The 17,226-nt window shown below is 31.9% G+C and carries 19 protein-coding genes; 11 read left to right on the plus strand and 8 right to left on the minus strand.

The features are described 5' to 3' along the window. Positions 1–127 precede the first annotated feature (127 nt). Complete coding sequence (locus ACKTST_RS06710) at positions 128–916, plus strand: outer membrane beta-barrel protein (protein ID WP_408046979.1); 789 nt, start codon at positions 128–130, stop codon at positions 914–916. A 73-nt stretch (positions 917–989) separates the two neighbouring features. Here ACKTST_RS06710 and ACKTST_RS06715 read toward each other — a convergent pair whose 3' ends face one another. Genes ACKTST_RS06715 through ACKTST_RS06740 form a run of 6 tightly spaced genes read right to left on the minus strand, consistent with a single transcriptional unit; the run spans position 990 to position 4,600 of the window. After that, positions 990–1,676: a hypothetical protein gene (locus ACKTST_RS06715; protein WP_408046980.1), complete on the minus strand. Its 687-nt coding sequence runs from the start codon at positions 1,674–1,676 to the stop codon at positions 990–992. After that, positions 1,660–2,577: an ATP-grasp domain-containing protein gene (locus tag ACKTST_RS06720; protein WP_408046981.1), complete on the minus strand. Its 918-nt coding sequence runs from the start codon at positions 2,575–2,577 to the stop codon at positions 1,660–1,662. The genes ACKTST_RS06715 and ACKTST_RS06720 overlap by 17 nt, the downstream gene beginning before the upstream one ends. Positions 2,578–2,595: 18 nt before the next feature. Continuing rightward, a complete protein-coding gene (locus ACKTST_RS06725; protein ID WP_408046982.1) occupies positions 2,596–3,255 on the minus strand; it encodes a pyridoxamine 5'-phosphate oxidase family protein in 660 nt (219 codons plus the stop codon). A gap of 10 nt (positions 3,256–3,265) precedes the next feature. After that, on the minus strand, positions 3,266–3,787 hold the full coding sequence (locus tag ACKTST_RS06730; RefSeq protein ID WP_408046983.1) for a GNAT family N-acetyltransferase: 522 nt from the start codon (positions 3,785–3,787) through the stop codon (positions 3,266–3,268). Positions 3,788–3,791: 4 nt separating this feature from the next. Then, positions 3,792–4,082: a DUF1272 domain-containing protein gene (locus tag ACKTST_RS06735; RefSeq protein ID WP_408046984.1), complete on the minus strand. Its 291-nt coding sequence runs from the start codon at positions 4,080–4,082 to the stop codon at positions 3,792–3,794. Beyond that, positions 4,082–4,600: a DinB family protein gene (locus ACKTST_RS06740; protein ID WP_408046985.1), complete on the minus strand. Its 519-nt coding sequence runs from the start codon at positions 4,598–4,600 to the stop codon at positions 4,082–4,084. The genes ACKTST_RS06735 and ACKTST_RS06740 overlap by 1 nt, the downstream gene beginning before the upstream one ends. An 81-nt stretch (positions 4,601–4,681) precedes the next feature. Here ACKTST_RS06740 and pdxR point away from each other — a divergent pair, with 81 nt between their 5' ends. Next, the gene (gene pdxR, locus ACKTST_RS06745) at positions 4,682–6,160 is read left to right on the plus strand and encodes a MocR-like pyridoxine biosynthesis transcription factor PdxR (RefSeq protein ID WP_408046986.1); all 1,479 of its coding nucleotides are present in this window, start codon (positions 4,682–4,684) and stop codon (positions 6,158–6,160) included. Here pdxR and prmC read toward each other — a convergent pair. Beyond that, positions 6,150–7,067, minus strand: a complete 918-nt coding sequence (gene prmC / locus ACKTST_RS06750; protein WP_408046987.1) for a peptide chain release factor N(5)-glutamine methyltransferase — start codon at positions 7,065–7,067, stop codon at positions 6,150–6,152. The genes pdxR and prmC overlap by 11 nt on opposite strands. A 3-nt stretch (positions 7,068–7,070) precedes the next feature. Then, entirely contained in the window at positions 7,071–7,562 is a 492-nt protein-coding gene (locus tag ACKTST_RS06755; RefSeq protein WP_408046988.1) for a GNAT family N-acetyltransferase, read from the minus strand. A 125-nt stretch (positions 7,563–7,687) separates the two neighbouring features. Here ACKTST_RS06755 and ribD point away from each other — a divergent pair, with 125 nt between their 5' ends. From ribD to ACKTST_RS06800, 9 genes are all read left to right on the plus strand, one after another. Next, positions 7,688–8,803 (plus strand): bifunctional diaminohydroxyphosphoribosylaminopyrimidine deaminase/5-amino-6-(5-phosphoribosylamino)uracil reductase RibD, encoded by a 1,116-nt coding sequence (ribD, locus tag ACKTST_RS06760; RefSeq protein WP_408046989.1) that lies wholly within the window; start codon positions 7,688–7,690, stop codon positions 8,801–8,803. Then, positions 8,796–9,404 carry an HAD-IA family hydrolase gene (locus ACKTST_RS06765; RefSeq protein ID WP_408046990.1) on the plus strand — a complete coding sequence of 203 codons (609 nt, stop codon included), beginning with the start codon at positions 8,796–8,798 and terminating at the stop codon, positions 9,402–9,404. Before ribD ends, ACKTST_RS06765 begins: the two co-directional genes overlap by 8 nt. Before the next feature lies 1 nt (position 9,405). Beyond that, a complete protein-coding gene (locus tag ACKTST_RS06770; protein ID WP_408046991.1) occupies positions 9,406–10,266 on the plus strand; it encodes an EamA family transporter in 861 nt (286 codons plus the stop codon). Then, positions 10,266–10,880 carry an IMPACT family protein gene (locus ACKTST_RS06775; protein WP_408046992.1) on the plus strand — a complete coding sequence of 205 codons (615 nt, stop codon included), beginning with the start codon at positions 10,266–10,268 and terminating at the stop codon, positions 10,878–10,880. The genes ACKTST_RS06770 and ACKTST_RS06775 overlap by 1 nt, the downstream gene beginning before the upstream one ends. 88 nt (positions 10,881–10,968) lie before the next feature. Beyond that, entirely contained in the window at positions 10,969–11,340 is a 372-nt protein-coding gene (locus tag ACKTST_RS06780) for a hypothetical protein (RefSeq protein WP_408046993.1), read from the plus strand. Between the two features lie 125 nt (positions 11,341–11,465). Further along, a complete protein-coding gene (locus ACKTST_RS06785) occupies positions 11,466–11,921 on the plus strand; it encodes a hypothetical protein (protein WP_408046994.1) in 456 nt (151 codons plus the stop codon). A 418-nt stretch (positions 11,922–12,339) separates the two neighbouring features. Further along, entirely contained in the window at positions 12,340–14,091 is a 1,752-nt protein-coding gene (gene rpsA / locus ACKTST_RS06790; RefSeq protein WP_408046995.1) for a 30S ribosomal protein S1, read from the plus strand. 153 nt (positions 14,092–14,244) lie between these two features. Beyond that, positions 14,245–15,639 (plus strand): phosphoglucosamine mutase, encoded by a 1,395-nt coding sequence (gene glmM / locus ACKTST_RS06795; protein WP_408046996.1) that lies wholly within the window; start codon positions 14,245–14,247, stop codon positions 15,637–15,639. 120 nt (positions 15,640–15,759) lie between these two features. Next, positions 15,760–17,226: an aminotransferase class V-fold PLP-dependent enzyme gene (locus ACKTST_RS06800; protein ID WP_408046997.1), complete on the plus strand. Its 1,467-nt coding sequence runs from the start codon at positions 15,760–15,762 to the stop codon at positions 17,224–17,226.

Below are 17,226 nucleotides of genomic sequence, written 5' to 3' on the forward strand. Positions count from 1 at the left end.
TAAAAATTAGGGGAATTACACTGGCAATAATACTAATATTTTAACAGTTATTACTGTTGCCAGTCATAGATTTTTACTACGTTTGCGCCCTTTTCAAACTAATTTAAAGTTAACAAATAATTCAATTATGAAAAAAAGTATTTTAGTACTTGCTATGATTTTAGCAACAGTGAGCGTAAATGCTCAAGATTTTTACGCTGCGTTTAGTGTTGGTGCATCAGAACCAGCATCTCAAAAAACCTTAACAACAGGTGGAGAATTAAAAGGAAGCTATGGTGATGGTTACCAAGCTCACTTAAGAATGGGTTATTTAATCAACAAAACTTTTGGTCTAGATTTAGGAGTTGGTTACCTATACGGTAACGATCAACAAATCGTTGAAGGTAATGGTTTAGACGTTGTTGGTAGAGGTAGAGCTTTCGGTATTTCATTAGCCGGAGTTATCAACTTATCTGAAAATGTATATGTTAGAGCTGGAGCTTTATCAAAATTAGGTGGTAGAACTGATATCGTTGGAACTTTAGAACAAGGTCCTTTAAAGATTGACTTTGAAAGAGACAACAAAGGAAGTTTTCCTATCGGATTTAACGCAGCTTTTGGTGTTAAGTTTAAAATAAGTGAAAAGTGGAATGTTTTTGCAGAAATGGAATACCAAGGAATTGATGTTGCTGCTGACAAATCTGTTTTAGACTCTTACACAGCTTATTTAGGAGGAAATGAAATTTCTGCTCAACAATTAAGTGGCGTACTTGCTACTTTACCTTTAGAATCACAAATTTTAATAGGTGGTTTAATTGCTGATGAAGTTACATATGTAGATAATCCTACTTTTGGAAAACCTGAAACAAAATCAATCGACGCACCTTATTCTTCGTTTGGTTTAAACATTGGTGTTATCTATTCTTTTGACTGGTAAAATTTATTTTTCTTAGATAAACAAAAAAGAGCAACGATATCCGTTGCTCTTTTTTATTCTTGTTATTTAGATATTAATTATATCCTTTTACATCCCCCATATCTAAAATTCCGATAGACATTTCGTGTTTAGTTGGTAACATTGCTCCAGATTCGGTTGTTACCCAATCATTCCAAGAGGCTTCCATACCACCAGTAGGAATAATAGAAACCCACATTTTGTATTTAATTGGTTTTCCTGTACCATCTAAAATCCATAAATAAGAATCTCCTGGAGTTGAACCTCCTGTTGTATATGTGATTAACAAAGCATCTTTTCCTTCAAATTGAACGATTCTACGCTCAATTCCTTCTTCAAATACCTTATACGGTGCCACTAACCAAAAGCTATCGTTGTTAAAATAATCAATCGCTTTTTGTAAAATTTCGGAATTCTCGACTGAAGAACCATCAACATAAACTTCACTATTTCGAGGTTGTTTTGTATGCAAAATCACTTTATTCGTTTCCCAAGAAACTTCAACTATATTTTCTTGTTTATCCCATTTATAAAAGTGTTTTCCTCTAAAGCTCCATTCGATAAAACGGGTATTTTTATATGCTTCAAAATTTAAAGCAGTTAGCATTTTACTTGCTAAAGTATCAGCTTCAACTCCCTGTTTTCCTGACGGAAGGCTTTCATTATTTTTAAAATAGAAAATGGTTAAAGCTATAATCGCTATTAAAAATAAACCTCCTAAAATTTTAATTAACTTTTTCATTTTTATTGATTAAGTCTTTTATTCCTATTGCTAATTCTTCAGCAGCAGCTGGATTTACTCGAAACCAAAGTTCTGGTTCTATGAGTTCTAATTCTGCAATTGCTAATTTACCATTATTATCAGTAAAAACATCAACTCTAGCATACATAGGCATTTCTACGCATGCTTTTACAGCGTTTTCAGCAAAATTAATTTCTGCTTGAGTAGGAGTGTAGGAATGTACCGAACCACCAAAGTCATCTTGTACCCTAAAATCACCTTCTTTAGCAATTTTTAAAACTGCATGCGTGAATTTACCATTCATTACCATTAATGAAATTTCACCTTTCTCTACAATTTTATATTGAAAAGGTTGTAAAATCATAGCTTCATTGGCTATTAATTCTGAAAAAACAGCTTCATGATTATCAATAGTTTCTAATGTGATTTTGTAGGTATGTCTTGCAGCTCCAGAAACACAAGGCTTTAACACAAAGTTTGTTAAATTAAACTCTTTAGCTAATTCTTTTAACGATTTAGAATTCCCTTTTTCAACAAAAAAGGACTCACAAATATGTACTCCGTTTTCCTGTAAATCAAGTAAATAATGTTTATCTATATTCCAGCGAATAATCTTTTCAGAATTCAATAAAATGGTTTGTTTACTTACTTTTTCTAACCAAACAGAAAACTCATCAAAACGATCAAAATAATCCCAAGTAGTTCTAAAAAGCACATATTTAGTAGTATTCCAATCAAAACTTGCATCATCCCAAGACAAACGAAGTACCATTAAATCTTGTTTTCCAAGCGCTTCTTTAACATAATTATCTTCATCTAATACATTTTGAATGTAATTAGTAATCTCTTTTGGATTGATATATCTTCGGTCTGTTAAAACAACAACATCATATTTTTTCATAAAGCCAATTTACTAACTTTATTGATGTGTTTCATAGTAATGTAACACATGATTTGGAATAGCAATATTTTCAGGTAATTTAGTATCAGAAATAGGATATTCAGCTACTTGTTTCAACGGAACTAATCCTGCCCAAATTGGTAAACTTTCATCTTCTGGTTCGTCATTAACACCTACATCTCTAATTTTTGCAGAGGCGGTTTCTATCGTCATTTCCACAACCAAAGTTCTATCCAATTCCTGTTGATGCATTGGTCGGATTTCGTCCCATCTACCTTCTATCATATGATTCATAAAGCATTCTAAAGCACCTGATTTTTCTTGATTTTCTTCAATTTTTTTTACACTTCCAAATAAGGTAACTGAACGATAATTTACCGAATGATGCAATCCTGAACGTGCTAAAACCAAAGCATCTAAATGCATTACTGTCATGCTCATTTTACCTACTTCTAAAAGTGATAAGAGCATTCTATTTCCCTGCGAACTATGCAAGTATATTTTATTATCTTTTCTCCCATAAGCCATAGGGATTGATATAGCAGTACCTTCGTATGTATAACTTACAAAACCTATAAAACCTGCATCTAAAATCGTGTTGATAGTATCAACATCATAGGTAGCTCTATTTTGCCCTCTCTTGATTCTATTTATTTTAGATTGAGAATATTCTTTCATAATCTTTTATTTAATTAGCTGTTTTCTTTGAAAAAACTAAGTTTTCAAAAGTTTTTCCGTTTACTATAAAATCGTAACTACCAACTTTATTGAAACCTAATCTTTCATAGAATTGAATTGCACTTTCATTTTTAATGTAAGTGGTTAACCAAAGTATCTCAAAACCTAATGATTTAGCTTCTTCAAACACTGTTTTATACAGTTCATATCCAATTTTTTGACCCAAAAACTCTCGCAGAACATAAATCCGTTCTAATCTGCATTGTTTTTTTGATGAAACTTGTGAATTATCAGTATTTAAAATCAATTTTGCATATCCAACAGGTAAGTTATCTATATAAGCTATCCAATAAACAATGTTTACATTTTGTAACTCTGCACTAGTTTTTTCAATAGAAAAAGCTTCATTATTATACGTAATCAAATCTTCTTGATTATTGATAAAATGCCCATGCGATTCTGAATACGTTATTCTACCTAATAAAGCAAGTATTTCTACATCATTTATTGATGCTTTTTTTATAGCTACCATTCTATTATCTTTTTTCAGGAGGAATATTTTTAAAAAACTCAATCAATTCCATTTTTTCTGCTAAATCTTTAGGCTTATAAATTTTTTCAGCTGAAGGCGGATACTTTTCAACATATTGTTTTGGTCTAATAGGTCTAGGAACGAAATTACCCGTACAACTAGGACAAACATTTTGAAATATTTCAATTGCACATGTTTTACAATAAGTGCACTCAAATGAACATATCATTGCTTCAGTTGAAGTATTAGGTAAATCAACTCCACAGTGCTCACAATTTGGTCTTAACTCTAACATTACAAATAACGTTCTTTAATGATATTGATATGCCAAATACTATGACCTAACAAAATAAAAGCACAAGCTCTTGCAGAAATAGGAGAGCTACTAGCAGTACCCATCGCATTAAGATACTTTTCTGGAATACTATTTACGAGGTTTAGTGTATATAACCTGGTAACTGTAAATTCATGGATTAATTCATCGATAGACTTCTTATTTGCTTCGGAAGGAAGAATAAAATCATCTTGATCAAACCCCTTTAAAGCAGTTTTATCAGCACGTGCAATACGCAAAAAACGATACATAAAAATACGTTCCGTATCAATTATATGCTGCAAAACTTCTTTTATAGTCCATTTTTCAGGTTGGTATCGATATTCTAATTTTTCTTTAGGGATAGAAGAAAAGAAATCAATCACAAACTTTTTATCATTTTCTAATCCTTTTATTAATTCTGTTTCGTCAGAAATCATATCAATATATCTTCCATAGTATTCGTTATATTCTGCTGGCTGTAAGTCTTTTTTTATCATCGCGTTGGTGTTTTATACTTCAAATGTAGTATTTTTATGGACTATTATTTTCGTCCAGAATAAAAACAACTAATAGTCCAGATGTTTCCATATAAAACTTCAATACAGCTAGATAAAAATCTAAAAGAGCCTTTGTATTTGCAATTGTCAAATCAACTAATTGCACTCATAAATCAAGGGAAATTAACTTCAGGAACTCGTTTGATAAGTTCTAGACAATTAGCAGATTTGTTAAACATCCACAGAAAAACTGTGGTTGCTAGCTATGAAGAATTGGTTTTACAAGGTTGGTTAGAAAGTATTCCCAAAAAAGGAACTTTCATCAATACAAACTTACCAGTTTTGCATCAGCAGGAATTAGCAAATGATAAACTCAGTATTTTAAAAGATTCTTCAAATTTCAGTTTTTATAAAAATGAAGTGCTACAATCAAAAGCAAGTACGAGAAAAGACAGTTGGATATACATAAATGACGGAACTTCAGACGGAAGATTAACTCCTGTTGATGATATTGCAAGAATTTACCGAAGAATTCTAGCTAAAAAAGACATTTACAAACAATTAGATTACAACTCAACTTACGGAAATGACTCTTTAAGAGAAACGTTGGTTACTTATTTAAACAATTCTAGAGGTTTAAAAATCAGTAAAGAAAACATTTTAATTACTCGAGGAAGTCAAATGGGTATGTGGCTTTCTGCGCAATTATTGTTAAAAAAAGAAGATATTATCATCGTTGGTGAAACCAATTACTCGTCCGCAGATTTCACTTTTTTAAATACAGAAGCAACTCTTAAAAGAGTACCAGTAGATACTTGTGGATTAGTCACTCAAGAAATTGAAGAACTATGTAAAAAACAAACTATCAAAGCTGTATATATAACTTCTCACCATCATCATCCAACCACCGTAACACTTTCAGCAGAAAGAAGAATTCATTTACTAAATTTAGCAAAACAATATGGTTTCGCAGTTATAGAAGATGATTACGATTACGATTTTAACTACGATCACGCACCTATTTTACCTTTAGCAAGCCACGATACTTGTGGTAATGTAATTTATGTGGGGTCAATTTGTAAAACAGTGGCTCCAGTTTTTAGAATTGGATACTTAATTGCTTCTAAAGATTTTGTTGAAGAAGCTGCAAAACTCAGAGGATATATTGATAGGCAAGGGGATGCCTTATTAGAAATGACTTTTGCAACCTTTATTAAATCGGGAGATTTGGATAGGCATATTAGAAAAGTGATGAAAATTTACGAGCAACGACGCGATTTGTTTTGTAAACTATTAAATGAAGAATTAGGAGTGTATTTTAGTTTTGAAATACCGAAAGGTGGAATGGCAGTTTGGATGACTTTAGATAAAAAATATTCGTGGAAACAACTACAAACTGAAGCTAGAAAACACTTGTTAGAAATTGGAGATTACACACGTTACGATGTAGCAAAAACAAATCATAACGCTATACGAATTGGTTTTGCAAGTTACAACGAAGATGAAATTCATGAACTAATAGACAAACTAAAGAAAACGATAAAAGGTATTACAAACTAGCTTTTATCATTCTATCATTTCCAAATAAATCTTTTCGTAACTCAATTGCAGTAAATCCTTTTTCTTTGAGCATTTCAACAGTTTCTTTACCTAAATACTGGTTGATTTCAAAAAATAACAATCCGTTTTTTGATAAATGTTTTTTGGATAAATCTGCAATTTTATCATAAAATATTAATGGATTATTATCATCAACAAATAGAGCTAAATGAGGTTCGTTTTTTAAAACGTTATTTTTAATTTCTACTTTTTCTAGGTTACGGACATAAGGTGGGTTGGAAACAATAATATCAAATTTAACGTCATTACGAGGAGTTTGCGACGAAGTAATCTCTTTATCGATTATAGATTGCTTCATTTCATTCGCAATGACATTTAAACTTTCTGCTTCTAAAATATCTTGAAGAATAAAAGAAATTCCAACTTCATTCAATTCAGCATTATGTTTTGCTATTTTTAATGCTTCTTCTGAAACATCAATAGCACTGACGGTTGCATTTGGCAAATTCTTTTTTAAACTGATAGGAATGCATCCTGTACCTGTACCAATATCTAAGATGTTGAGTTTAGTATTCTCAGAAGCTTCTTTTAAAATCCACTCAACCAATTCTTCTGTTTCTGGACGTGGAATCAAAGTATGTAAAGAAACCTTAAAAGGAAGTCCATAAAACTCTGTTTTACCTATAATATACTGAATCGGTTCTTCTTTTTTAAGTCTGTTTAATATCTCGTTTAAAATGACTTCTTTTTCCGAAGAAATTTCAAAATCGGGTTGTAATACCAAATCAATTCGTTGAAAACCTAAATATTCTTCTATCAATAAAAAGAAAAAAGTATCAATTTCTGTCTGAGGAAATACAGAAGAAAGCTCTTCTGAAAAGTATAATTTGTATTCTTTTAAAGTCATCAACTATAAATCCTTTATCATCCAAACATTACAAGAATAGTGACCTGTATTTCCTAAAGGTTTATCCATATTTACAAATCCGTTCTTTTTATACAAAGTTCTTGCAGCTTCCATATAAGGCATGGTTTCTAAATAACACTGTTCAAAACCTTGCTCTTTTGCTTTTGCTAAACAAAATTGAATGAGTTTACTCCCCAATCCTTTTCCTCTAATAACGGGTAGAAAATACATTTTTTGCAATTCGCATACATTTCCTTCAAAATTATCTAATTGCGAAAATCCTGCTCCACCAACAACAATATTGTTATGTTCAATTACAAAATAAGCTGCTTTGTCTTTTTGATAGGTTTCATACATTTCATCGGTAGCTTTGTCTTCATAAGCAGTTCCAACTTTCGGAACTCCAAACTCAATTAAAACCTCTCTAATAACCTTGGCAACCTGCTTGTTATCATTAGGCTGTATTTCTCTTATAATAAAATCAGAAGGTATCATAGGAATATAGTACTTTTGCTATAGCAAAGTACCCAAAAAAAGACGAGTTTTCATCTATAAAATCATTAATTTTTTAATTTATGATTTTTGATAATAATTGAAGGAGAAAAAATAAATTCTAGCTTTTGAGTCACGAAAAATACATACAACGTTGTTTAGAACTTGCTAAAAAAGGCATCGGAACTACAAGACCTAATCCGTCAGTAGGTGCAGTAATTGTTCATAATGAAACTATCATAGGTGAAGGATTTACGTCACCTTACGGAGGTTCTCACGCAGAAGTTAATGCAATTAATTCGGTAAAAGATGAAGAACTACTTAAAGAGGCTACTATTTATGTAACACTAGAACCTTGTGCTCACTTCGGAAAAACACCTCCTTGTGCGAATTTAATCGTTGAAAAACAAATTCCAAATGTAGTTATCGGTTGTATTGACACTAACAGTTTGGTAGCAGGAAAAGGTGTAGAAATCCTAAAAAATTCGGGGTGCAATGTTACTGTTGGGGTGTTAGAAAAAGAGTGCTTAGAGCATCATAAACGTTTTTTCACGGTTCAAAACAAAAAGCGACCTTATATTATTTTAAAATGGGCAGAAACTAAAGATGGTTTTATAGCTCCAAATCGTCATTACGAGCAAAGTGAAGTAATCTCTGAAGTTAAAATGAGATTGCCACAGCAAAAAAGTTTGCTTCGCAATGACGCTAAACCAATTTGGATATCTAATAGTTATTCTCAACAATTAGTGCATAAATGGAGAGGAGAGGAGCATGCTATTTTAGTAGGAACTAATACAGTGATTGCTGATAATCCGTCATTAACCGTTCGTAGCTGGTCGGGAGAAAATCCAATTAGAGTTGTTATCGATAGAAACTTGCGCATTCCTAAAAAAGCAACAGTTTTAGATGGTAACGTTAAGACTATTGTTATTACTGAGAAAAGAACAATTGAACGTCATTACGAACAAAGTGAAGTAATCTCATACGAAGAAATTGATTTTTTATCGAATATTGCAGCGCAAATTTGTCAAGTCCTATATAAACATCAAATACAATCGGTGATTATTGAAGGTGGTTCACAAACCTTACAAACGTTTATCGATTCCAATTTATGGGATGAAGCCAGAGTTTTTACTGGCGATGTCAATTTTACCGAAGGAGTAAAAGCGCCCAACCTCAATGCTACACTTTTTTCAGAAGAAAACATTCAAAACGACATTTTAAGAATTTATAGAAATGATTAAAAACATCATTTTCGATTTTGGTGATGTATTCATCAATTTAGACAAAGAAGCTACGTATAAAGAGTTAGCTAAATTAGGAGTTACAGAAATAACCGATGAAATGATGCATCAATACTTTCAGTATGAAATGGGATTGATTTCTACTGATGCTTTCGTGAGTTATTTTCATGATAAATTCAATATTTCGAAAGAGGATTTAATCAGTTCTTGGAATGCCATTTTGTTAGATTTTCCCTTACATCGATTAAAGTTTTTGAAAGAATTAGCAGCAAGTAAAAAGTACCGTTTGTTTTTATTAAGCAACACGAATGAATTGCATATTTCTTGGATTCAAAACGACTGGGGAATGGATTTATATAATGAATTTAAAAACTGTTTTGAACAATTTTACTTATCGCACGAAATAAAAATGCGTAAGCCAAATTCAGATATTTTTGAATTTGTTTTAAACGAAAACAACTTAATCGCTTCTGAAACTATTTTTATTGACGATACTAAAGAAAACACCAATGCTGCAAAAGAATTAGGAATTTCTGTTTGGAATAACAATCCGAAACAAGAAGATGTTGTAGATTTGCTAGCCCGAAAAGAATTTAATTAATATGATATACTTATTACTCAGTATCCTTTTTTCGACTTCTTTATTTGTAATATTCAAATACTTTGAAATATTTAAAGTCAACACCTTACAAGCTATTGTAGTAAATTATATAGTCGCATTTTTATTAGGAATGTTTTCTGCAAACACCTTTAATCAACTCGGGTCAATACCTACACAACCATGGGTTTACGGAGCTATGTTTTTAGGCTTGTTATTTGTTACTATTTTCTTTGTAATGGCAATGACCGCACAAAAAAACGGAGTTTCAGTTGCTTCTATCGCAGGAAAAATGTCGGTTGTCGTTCCAATTATATTCGGAATCATACTGTACAATGAAAGTGTTACGGCTTTAAAAGTAGTTGGTATTATTATCGCTTTGGTAGCAGTGTATCTATCATCTGTAAAAGAAGAAAAAAGTACGCAACAAGCAGGTTTATTATTTCCTGTGTTACTTTTTTTAGGGTCAGGGGTTATCGACACTACCTTAAAATATGTAGAAACCAATTATGTAACCAATAATGACGTTGACTTTTTCTCTGGAAGCTTGTTTGGTTTTGCTGCAGTATTTGGTTTGCTAATTTTAATATTCAAGCAATTTGTTTCAAAAGGGAAATTTGAGTTTAAAAGTATTGTAGCAGGTATTGCCTTAGGAATTCCGAATTACTATTCTATCGTATTTTTAATTAAAGCTTTACAAAACAAAAACTTTGAAAGTTCAACCTTGTTTACAGTTAACAATGTAGGTATCGTTATAGTATCTACACTAGTAGGATTGTTATTGTTTAGTGAAAAATTTAGTACAAAAAACAAAATAGGCGTAGCCTTAGCAGTTTTAGGAATCATTTTGGTCACTATAGCTTAATGAGTGAAATTAAAGACACATACAAAACCATAACCAAACCTTCGGAAGAAACACTATTTAAAGATCGAAATAGTAAATTCTTCGGATATGCCTTTCCTGTAACTTCTGAAGATGATATTAAAGAACGACTAGAAGAACTAAGAAAACTACACCATACAGCGCGTCATCATTGTTATGCGTGGCAATTAGGAACAGAAAACATTCGTTTTCGTGCCAACGACGATGGTGAACCCAGTAATTCAGCAGGTCAACCAATTTACGGACAAATTCAAGCGTTTGACGTTACCAATATTTTAATTGTTTCGGTTCGTTATTTTGGGGGAACCAAACTTGGAGTAGGAGGGTTAATTAACGCCTATCGTAGCTCTGCACAACTAGCTTTAGAAGCTTCTGAAATTGTAGAAAAAACCATTGATGTTCATTATAAACTCTCTTTTGGCTACGATATGATGAATAAAGTACAACGTATTATTAAAGAGCGAAATATTGATATTATCAATCAAAAGTTAGAACTAGCCTGCGAATACACTATTTCTGTCCGTAAAAAAGAAGCTGAATCTATTTTTGAAACATTTAATACTTTGTTTAAAGTAGAAATTAAGGAAGTAGAATAATCTATTTTTTAAGTTAACGCATTTTACAGTTTGATTTTAAGTAAATTAAAATTACTTTTATCTCAGATTTAACTTAAAAAATATGAAAATGAAAAAACTAGCCTTCGTTGTATGCCTATTCATCTCTTTTCAACTTTTTTCGCAAGCGGAAATGAAACTTACGAAAGAAAATATTTGCAGAGGTGCTGCTATTAGTGTAGTGGCGAATGTAAAACCTTTTTTAGAAAATGGTATTCCTAAATCAGAGGTTTTACAAATGGGCAAAGAACTGGTAAAGGAAGTAATTAAAGATGCTCCTGCTAAAGCATACGATTTATTAAAAGCTAAAAAATCTCGAGACGAAGTTATAGAAATTCTTTACAAAGACTTTATGAAGTTAGACGAAAAAACGGTGCTGCAATTTTTATTAAAGCCAGATAATGATGGTATTGAAGATGAGGATGAAGAAGATGATTATTAATATTATATAACTTTATGAGCAAAAATTTAGTTTGATTCTTAAACTTTAAAACGACGGATATCTTAACCGTTGGCATTCATTACCCTAAACTTCAAGTTAAATAAAATTAACTAGCAAAAGATAAAATGAAGATTATTAAAGACCGAAAATTAAAAAGACTTGTAGTTTCTATTAGTTTAATATTATTTTTAATATCATTAACTCAGAACTCTTATTTCATTACAGGCATGAAAGAATCTGTTGGTTCATTTGGTTTAATTGCATTACTATTTGGATGGATGGGCATTTTTGGGGCTGGAATTTCTTGGATAGCTAATCCACTTTTATTAATCTCTTGGAGAATATTATTTACTGAAAAGTGGAAACTTTCTTTCATATTGAGTTTTTCAGCATTATTTTTTTCATTAATTTTTCTTTTATTTAATGAAATAATTGCAAACGAAGGCGGAAGTAAAAGCAGTATTATTGCATACGATACTGGTTATTGGTTATGGCTCTCAAGTTGCGGAATAAATTTTATTGGAAATTTGATTTTTTATAGAAAGCAAATAAAAGAAATGGAGTTTAGAATATCTAAATAATTGATTTAAACATAAAAAATGAGACAAATAACTTTTCTCTCAAACGTTGAACTTTGAATTTCGTGGAATTACCTCTAAAATGTTAAATTTATTAAAATAAGAATTACGAAATTATAAACTAAAAAAACGAAATACCAACAAAAACAACGTGTATATTGAATTGCTAGCTTCTAAACTACTGAATTGGTGCTTAAACCACGCAACTGAAACATACACAATACCGATAGCGAAATATCTTCATAACTCACTAAAAACCAAAACATTTTAGGTTGCTTCAAGAATTATTCGTAAATTTGCACGCCTTTTTACGAGTACAGATTTAAAAAAGGTTAAAAATTATATTTATAACGTTTAATTTCTCTTGGCGTTAGCATCGTTAAAAATCTGGTTAACAAAAAGATACAAATTATTTTTCAGAATGTCTGAAACAAAAGTAAACCCACAAGAATTTTTAGCTGACTTTGATTGGCACAAGTACGAACAAGGTATTGAAGCTGTAGATGAGGCTAAATTAAAAGAATTTGAAACTGCGTTAGAAGGAACTGTAGGTTTCGTTAACGAGCGTGACGTAATTGAAGGTGCAGTAGTACGTATTACTGATCGTGATGCTATTATCGACATCAACTCTAAATCAGAAGGAGTAATTTCGTTAAACGAGTTCCGTTATAACCCAAATTTAGCAGTGGGTGACAAAGTAGAAGTATTAGTTGACAAAAGAGAAGATTCGTCTGGTCAATTAGTATTATCTCACAAAAAAGCACGTGTAATCAAAGCTTGGGATCGTGTTAACAACGCACACGAAACTGGTGAAATCGTTAACGGTTTTGTTAAGTGTAGAACTCGTGGAGGTATGATCGTTGATGTATTTGGTATTGAAGCTTTCTTACCAGGTTCTCAAATCGATGTGAAGCCTATCCGTGACTACGATCAATACGTAGAGAAAACTATGGAATTTAAAGTTGTTAAAATCAACCACGAATTTAAGAACGTAGTAGTATCTCACAAAGCGTTAATCGAAGCTGACTTAGAAGATCAAAAACGTGAAATTATCGGTCAATTAGAAAAAGGACAAGTATTAGAAGGAGTTGTTAAAAACGTAACTTCTTACGGTGTATTTGTTGACTTAGGAGGTGTTGACGGATTAATTCACATTACAGATTTATCTTGGTCTCGTATCAACCACCCGAACGAAGTTGTTGAATTAGATCAAAAATTAAACGTTGTAATCTTAGACTTTGATGATAACAAGTCTAGAATTCAATTAGGATTAAAACAATTATCTGCTCACCCATGGGAAGCTTTAAACTCTGACTTAAAAGTTGGTGATAAAGTAAAAGGTAAAGTAGTTGTTTTAGCTGATTATGGTGCATTTGTAGAGGTTGAAGAAGGAGTAGAAGGATTAATCCACGTTTCTGAAATGTCATGGTCAACTCACTTACGTTCTGCGCAAGATTTCGTAAAAGTTGGTGATGAAGTAGAAGCTCAAATCTTAACATTAGATCGCGAAGAGCGTAAAATGTCTTTAGGTATGAAGCAATTACACCCAGATCCTTGGACTGATATTACTTCTAAATACCCAGTAGGTTCAACTCATACTGGTACTGTACGTAACTACACTAACTTTGGTGTATTCGTAGAGTTAGAAGAAGGTATCGACGGATTAGTATATATCTCTGATTTATCTTGGACTAAGAAAATTAAGCACCCATCAGATTTCGTAACTGTTGGTGATAAATTAGAAGTACAAGTATTAGAATTAGACGTAGAAAACCGTAAGTTAAACTTAGGTCACAAGCAAACTCAAGATAACCCTTGGGATGCTCATGAAGCTACATATGCTATCGGATCTATCCACGAAGGTACTATTAAAGAGAAAAATGATAAAGGTGCAACTGTAGTATTTGCTGACGGAATTGAAGCTTTCGCTCCAACTCGTTTCTTAGAAAAAGAAGACGGAGGTAAATTAGCTAAAGGTGACGAGGCTAAGTTCCAAGTAACTGAGTTTAGTAAAGAGTACCGTAGAATCGTTGCTTCTCACACTTCTATCTTTAGAGAAGAAGAGCAAAAGAACATTAAAGCAGCAGCTGCTAAAGCTCAAGAAGTAGAAAAAACTACTTTAGGAGATATCGGTGGATTAGCTGAGTTAAAGAAGAAAATGGAAGGAAAATAATCCAACCAACTTCTTAAAATTATAAACCGTTAAGCTGTAAAGTTTAACGGTTTTTTTAGCTTTATATGTAACAAATGTTACACAGTAAAACCCTCTGCATAGTAACATATATTTCTTAAATAACTTTATATTTGTTATCAAATAAAACAGAATATGACACTTATTAAATCTATATCAGGTATTAGAGGTACCATAGGCGGAAATACAGGTGATAATTTAACTCCGATTGATGCGGTAAAATTTGCAGCAGCATACGGAACTTTTATAAAAAAGAAAAATGCTGAAAAAGATAAAATAAACATTGTAATTGGTAGAGATGCTCGTATTTCGGGTAAAATGATTAGTAATTTGGTAGCTAATACTTTAGTTGGTTTAGGAATTAATGTGATCGATTTAGGTTTATCAACTACACCAACGGTAGAAGTTGCTGTTCCTTTAGAAAAAGCTGATGGAGGTATTATTTTAACCGCTTCTCATAACCCAAAACAATGGAACGCTTTAAAGCTATTAAACGAAAAAGGAGAATTTTTAAATGGTGAAGACGGAGCAGAAATTTTAAAGATTGCTGAAAATGACGGAACTATTGAGTTTGCTGAAGTAGATGATTTAGGTTCTTACAGAAAAAAGAAAAACTACATAAAAAAACACATCAAAGAAGTTTTAAAACTTGATTTGGTTGATAAAAAAGCCATTAAAAAAGCAAAATTTAAAGTGGTTGTTGATGGGGTTAATTCTACCGGAGGAATTGCGATTCCTGCTTTATTAAAAGAATTAGGAGTAAAATGTATTGAATTATATTGTGAGCCAAACGGACACTTTCCGCATAACCCAGAACCTTTAAAAGAGCATTTAACTGATATTTCTGAATTAGTTGTAAAGAAAAAAGCTGATTTAGGTATTGTCGTAGATCCTGATGTTGATCGTTTAGCATTAATTTCTGAAGACGGTTCTATGTTTGGTGAAGAATATACCTTAGTAGCTTGTGCCGATTATGTATTAGGTCAATTAGATGGTGGTAATACCGTTTCTAACTTATCTTCTTCAAGAGCTTTACGAGATGTTACCGAGAAACATGGCGGAACGTATACTGCAAGCGCAGTAGGAGAGGTGAACGTAGTGCAAATGATGAAAGATACCAATACTGTAATTGGAGGTGAAGGAAACGGAGGAATCATATATCCAGAATCTCATTACGGTCGTGATTCATTGGTAGGAGTGGCGTTATTCTTATCGCATTTAGCACATAAAAAAATGTCGTGTAAAGAATTAAGAGATTCATATCCTAGCTACTTTATGAGTAAGAATAAAATCCAGTTAACACCACAAATTGATGTTGATAAGATTTTAGAAACCATGGCAACAAAGTATAAAAATGAAGACGTAAACACGATTGACGGTGTGAAAATTGATTTTGCAGAAGAATGGGTGCATTTACGCAAATCAAATACAGAACCGATTATCAGAATTTATACTGAAAGTAAAAGTCAAGAAAACGCAGATGCATTAGCAGAACGTTTTATTTCAGAAATAGAAGAAATTATAAAATAAGTGTGCAACTTAGAGTTAAATAACAAATGTTACAAATACGTTAATATTTAAATAATTCTAGGCTAAATAGCAGCATACCACTAATTTTATCACCAACAACAAACAACACAAATTTAAAATATGGATTTAGAGCAGTATTTTGATAAGTTCAGAAAAAATATTGTAGGAATAGACCAAACATTTCAAACGCCTTACGGTGTTAAGAAAATGGTATATACCGATTGGACAGCAAGCGGTAGATTGTATCGACCAATCGAAGAACAATTATTACATAAATTTGGACCTTTTGTTGCCAATACGCATACCGAAACGTCTACTTCAGGAGCAGCAATGACTTTAGCTTATCATGAAGCCAGAAATATTATAAAGCGTCATGTCAACGCATCGTCTAACGATGTTTTAATTACTCAAGGTTCTGGTATGACTGGGGTTGTAAACAAATTCCAACGTATTTTAGGATTAAAAGTTTCTGAAAACCTAAAAGAAAACACCATAGTTCCTGAAGAAAAACGACCAATCGTTTTTGTAAGTCATATGGAGCATCACTCAAACCAAACTTCTTGGATTGAAACTATTGCCGATGTAGTTGTGGTACCTTGTAATGATGAAGGATTGGTTTGTTTAGATAAGTTTGAAGAAACCATTCAACAATACCTAGAAAGACCTATAAAAATAGCTTCGATTGTTGCAGGATCAAATGTAACAGGAATAAAAACCAACTACCATAAAGTAGCTTCTTTAATTCATAAATATGGTGGATTATGTTTTGTTGATTTTGCTTGTTCTGCACCGTATGTAAATATTAACATGCATCCAGAAAATGAAGATGAATATTTAGATGCGGTTTTCTTTTCTCCACACAAATTTTTAGGTGGTCCTGGTAGTTCTGGAGTATTAATTTTCAATAAGAAACTATATAAAAACATGGTTCCTGACAATCCAGGAGGTGGAACTGTAAGTTACACCAACCCTTGGGGAGAACACGATTATTTTGATGATGTTGAAACTCGTGAAGACGGCGGAACTCCTGCTTTTTTACAAACTATAAAAATAGCTTTGTGTATTCAGGTGAAAGATCAAATGGGAACTGATAAAATCAAAGCTAGAGAAGATGAAATCAATCCAATTATTTTTAATTGTTTAGAAAATTTAGAAGGTGTTAAAATATTAGCTCCTAACCATAAAGACCGTTTGAGTATTTTCTCTTTCTATTTTGAAAAATACCACTTTAATTTAGTTGTAAAGTTATTAAATGACCGTTTTGGAATTCAAACAAGAGGTGGATGTTCTTGCGCTGGTACTTACGGACACTTTTTATTAAATGTAGATCAAAACACTTCTCATAAAATTAAAGGGCAAATTTTAGAAGGTTGTAATACTGAAAAACCAGGTTGGGTACGCTTATCGGTACATCCAACAATTACCAATAAAGAAGTACAATTTATTTGTGATTCGTTAAAAACTTTGGCTGAAAATATCGAAGATTGGTCTAAAGATTATAAATACGACATGGTTAAAAATGATTATGTTCATACATCAGTAGAACCTATTGAAAAACAACTAGTAGCAGACTGGTTTAAGTTATAA

It is taken from the genome of Tenacibaculum crassostreae, from assembly GCF_964512405.1.
Classification (GTDB): domain Bacteria; phylum Bacteroidota; class Bacteroidia; order Flavobacteriales; family Flavobacteriaceae; genus Polaribacter; species Polaribacter crassostreae.

What these genes read in the sequence shown, in the direction of transcription:
- ACKTST_RS06715 (WP_408046980.1), bottom strand. Translation starts at nt 1,676, where the DNA reads ATGAAAAAGTTAATTAAAATTTTAGGAGGTTTATTTTTAATAGCGATT.
- ACKTST_RS06730 (WP_408046983.1), bottom strand. Translation starts at nt 3,787, where the DNA reads ATGGTAGCTATAAAAAAAGCATCAATAAATGATGTAGAAATACTTGCT.
- ACKTST_RS06780 (WP_408046993.1), top strand. Translation starts at nt 10,969, where the DNA reads ATGAAAAAACTAGCCTTCGTTGTATGCCTATTCATCTCTTTTCAACTT.
- prmC (WP_408046987.1), bottom strand. Translation starts at nt 7,067, where the DNA reads ATGACTTTAAAAGAATACAAATTATACTTTTCAGAAGAGCTTTCTTCT.
- ACKTST_RS06725 (WP_408046982.1), bottom strand. Translation starts at nt 3,255, where the DNA reads ATGAAAGAATATTCTCAATCTAAAATAAATAGAATCAAGAGAGGGCAA.
- ACKTST_RS06755 (WP_408046988.1), bottom strand. Translation starts at nt 7,562, where the DNA reads ATGATACCTTCTGATTTTATTATAAGAGAAATACAGCCTAATGATAAC.
- ACKTST_RS06770 (WP_408046991.1), top strand. Translation starts at nt 9,406, where the DNA reads ATGATATACTTATTACTCAGTATCCTTTTTTCGACTTCTTTATTTGTA.
- ACKTST_RS06765 (WP_408046990.1), top strand. Translation starts at nt 8,796, where the DNA reads ATGATTAAAAACATCATTTTCGATTTTGGTGATGTATTCATCAATTTA.
- pdxR (WP_408046986.1), top strand. Translation starts at nt 4,682, where the DNA reads ATGTTTCCATATAAAACTTCAATACAGCTAGATAAAAATCTAAAAGAG.
- ACKTST_RS06735 (WP_408046984.1), bottom strand. Translation starts at nt 4,082, where the DNA reads ATGTTAGAGTTAAGACCAAATTGTGAGCACTGTGGAGTTGATTTACCT.
- ACKTST_RS06800 (WP_408046997.1), top strand. Translation starts at nt 15,760, where the DNA reads ATGGATTTAGAGCAGTATTTTGATAAGTTCAGAAAAAATATTGTAGGA.
- glmM (WP_408046996.1), top strand. Translation starts at nt 14,245, where the DNA reads ATGACACTTATTAAATCTATATCAGGTATTAGAGGTACCATAGGCGGA.
- ACKTST_RS06740 (WP_408046985.1), bottom strand. Translation starts at nt 4,600, where the DNA reads ATGATAAAAAAAGACTTACAGCCAGCAGAATATAACGAATACTATGGA.
- ACKTST_RS06720 (WP_408046981.1), bottom strand. Translation starts at nt 2,577, where the DNA reads ATGAAAAAATATGATGTTGTTGTTTTAACAGACCGAAGATATATCAAT.
- ACKTST_RS06785 (WP_408046994.1), top strand. Translation starts at nt 11,466, where the DNA reads ATGAAGATTATTAAAGACCGAAAATTAAAAAGACTTGTAGTTTCTATT.
- ACKTST_RS06775 (WP_408046992.1), top strand. Translation starts at nt 10,266, where the DNA reads ATGAGTGAAATTAAAGACACATACAAAACCATAACCAAACCTTCGGAA.
- ACKTST_RS06710 (WP_408046979.1), top strand. Translation starts at nt 128, where the DNA reads ATGAAAAAAAGTATTTTAGTACTTGCTATGATTTTAGCAACAGTGAGC.
- rpsA (WP_408046995.1), top strand. Translation starts at nt 12,340, where the DNA reads ATGTCTGAAACAAAAGTAAACCCACAAGAATTTTTAGCTGACTTTGAT.